This window comes from Peptoniphilus sp. BV3C26 (assembly GCF_000478985.1).
Taxonomy (GTDB): Bacteria; Bacillota; Clostridia; order Tissierellales; family Peptoniphilaceae; genus Peptoniphilus_B; species Peptoniphilus_B koenoeneniae.
In genome coordinates, this window is sequence record NZ_AWXB01000022.1 from 1 (window position 1) to 3,156 (window position 3,156).

Consider the following 3,156-nt stretch of genomic DNA (forward strand, 5'->3'; position numbering starts at 1 on the left):
ACAATAGAAAATTGTCAAAAGAACCATGACAACTACAAAATCAAAAAAATCAAGAAAAGATTAGTCAAATCAAATTTCAAAAGAAATAAAGAAAAGACAAATCACTGGAAAAATTAATGACAACAGTCAATTAATAAAGGTCAAGTTAAAAAGAGCATTAGGCGGATGCCTAGGCACCAAGAGGCGAAGAAGGACGTGACAAGCTGCGAAAAGCTGCGGAAAGGAGCAAATATCCAATGATCCGCAGATATCCGAATGGGGAAACCCGATCAAAAGATCATCTCATACCCAAACAAATAAGTATGAGAAGCGAACCCGGCGAACTGAAACATCTAAGTAGCCGGAGGAAAAGAAAGAAAACTCGATGTCCCAAGTAGCGGCGAGCGAACAGGACAAAGCCCAAAAGGACAAACGATAAGAATAGTTAGTCGAATAATCTGGAAAGAATAACCAAAGAAGGTAACAGTCCCGTAGACGAAAACGAAAAATAATCAGTCCGAAAGAGTACCACGAGACACGAGAAATCTTGTGGGAAGACGGGGGGACCACCCCCCAAGGCTAAATACTACTTGGTGACCGATAGCGAACAAGTACCGTGAGGGAAAGGTGAAAAGAACCCCGGGAGGGGAGTGAAAAAGAAACTGAAACCTAATGTTTACAAGCAGCGAAAATGGCAAAAGCCATGATCGTGTACTTTTTGTAGAACGGGCCAGCGAGTTATGATCATAAGCAAGGTTAAGACACTAAGAGTCGGAGCCGTAGGGAAACCGAGTCTAAAAAGGGCGAAAGTTAATGGTCATAGACCCGAAACCGTGTGATCTATCCATGGGCAGAGTGAAGTTGAAGTAAAATTCAATGGAGGCTCGAACCGGGTAGCGTTTAAAAGCTATCGGATGACCTGTGGATAGGGGTGAAAAGCCAAACGAACACGGAGATAGCTGGTTCTCCTCGAAATAGCTTTAGGGCTAGCCTTTAACAGAGTGAAGTGGGGGTAGAGCACTGAATAGTCGAAGGGCGTTAAACGTTACTAAGACCTATCAAACTCCGAATACCAACTCACACGTTAAGGAGTCAGACTATGTGGGATGAGCTTCATAGTCAAAAGGGAAAGAGCCCAGACCACCAGCTAAGGTCCCAAAATACTGATTAAGTGGAAAAGGATGTGGAGTTACTGAGACAACTAGGATGTTGGCTTAGAAGCAGCCATGCATTAAAAGAGTGCGTAATAGCTCACTAGTCAAGTGACCCTGCGCCGAAGATAACCGGGGCTAAATCAGATACCGAAGCTGTGGAATTATATAAAATATAATTGGTAGAGGAGCAATGTATAAACGAAGAAGCAAAAGGCGTAAGCCATTGTGGAGTAAATACAAGAGAGAATGCTGGCATGAGTAGCGAGAGGTGAGTGAGAATCTCACCCGTCGAAAACCTAAGGAATCCTGAGGAAGGCTCGTCCACTCAGGGTAAGTCGGGACCTAAGGCAAGGCCGAAAGGCGTAGTCGATGGACAACAAGTTGAAAATCTTGTACCGATATCAAGCGATAAAAAGTAAGTGGGGACGCAGGAGGATAAGCGGAGCGCCCAGTTGGTGAGGCGTGCAAGCACAAAGTATGAGAAGTAGGCAAAACCGCTTCTCGAGAAGTATGAAGTGTGATGCGGATCGAAAATAAGTAGAGAAGGAGCCGACTCCACACTGCCAAGAAAAGCCACTATCAAGCAAGATATCGCCCGTACCGCAAACCGACACAGGTAGGTGAGGAGAGAATCCTAAGACGAGCGGAAGAACCTTTGTTAAGGAACTCGGCAAAATGACCCCGTAAGTTAGCGAGAAGGGGAGCCTAGCCAGAAATGGAAGGCCGCAGTGAAAAGGCCCAAGCGACTGTTTACCAAAAACACAAGTTTCTGCAAAGTCGAAAGACGAAGTATAGGAGCTGACACCTGCCCGGTGCTGGAAGGTTAAGGGAAAATGTAAGAGAATCGTAAGAAGACCGAAGCATAGAACTGAAGCCCCAGTAAACGGCGGCCGTAACTATAACGGTCCTAAGGTAGCGAAATTCCTTGTCGGGTAAGTTCCGACCCGCACGAAAGGTGTAACGATTTGGGCACTGTCTCAACAAAGGATCCGGTGAAATTGTAGTAGCGGTAAAGATGCCGCTTACCCACGACAGGACGGAAAGACCCCGTGGAGCTTTACTGTAGGCTGACATTGGATTTTGGGATTAAATGTACAGAATAGGTGGGAGACAGAGAAGCAGGTACGCCAGTATCTGTGGAGTCACCGTTGGGATACCACTCTTTTAATACTAGAATTCTAACCAACTCCCGTGAAACCGGGAGAGGGACACTGTCAGTCGGGCAGTTTGACTGGGGCGGTCGCCTCCGAAAGAGTAACGGAGGCGTTCAAAGGTTCCCTCAGCACGGACGGAAATCGTGCGAAGAGTATAAAGGCAGAAGGGAGCTTAACTGCGAGACCAACAAGTCGAGCAGATGCGAAAGCAGGACTTAGTGATCCGGTGGTACCGAGTGGAAGGGCCATCGCTCAACGGATAAAAGCTACCCCGGGGATAACAGGCTTATCTCCCCCAAGAGTTCACATCGACGGGGAGGTTTGGCACCTCGATGTCGGCTCGTCTCATCCTGGGGCTGAAGTAGGTCCCAAGGGTTGGGCTGTTCGCCCATTAAAGAGGCACGCGAGCTGGGTTCAGAACGTCGTGAGACAGTTCGGTCCCTATCCGTCGTGGGCGTAGGAAATTTGAGAGGAGCTGTCCTTAGTACGAGAGGACCGGGATGGACAAACCTCTGGTGTATCAGTTGTACTGCCAAGTGCATAGCTGAGCAGCTAAGTTTGGAAGGGATAAGAGCTGAAGGCATCTAAGCACGAAGCCCCCCTCGAGATGAGATTTCCCTCTAAAGATAAGACCCCTTGAAGAAAACGAGGTAGATAGGCTAAAGGTGAAAGAGTAGAAATACTTGAAGCTAGAGAGTACTAATAGGTCGAAGACTTGACCAAGAAAAGATTTTGTAGTTGATGGTTTAATCCGGTGACGATAGCAGAAGGGATCCACCTGTACCCATACCGAACACAGAAGTTAAGCCTTCATGCGCCGATGGTACTTGGCTGGTAACGGCCTGGGAGAGTAGGTTATTGCCGGATTT

The 3,156-nt window shown here is 47.3% G+C and carries 2 rRNA genes; both read left to right on the top strand.

Annotated elements, in window-relative coordinates:
- The first annotated feature begins 138 nt into the window (after positions 1–138).
- A 23S ribosomal RNA gene (locus HMPREF1253_RS02450) occupies positions 139–3,010 on the top strand.
- 27 nt (positions 3,011–3,037) lie between these two features.
- Positions 3,038–3,154, top strand: a 5S ribosomal RNA gene (rrf, locus tag HMPREF1253_RS02455).
- Positions 3,155–3,156 lie beyond the last annotated feature (2 nt).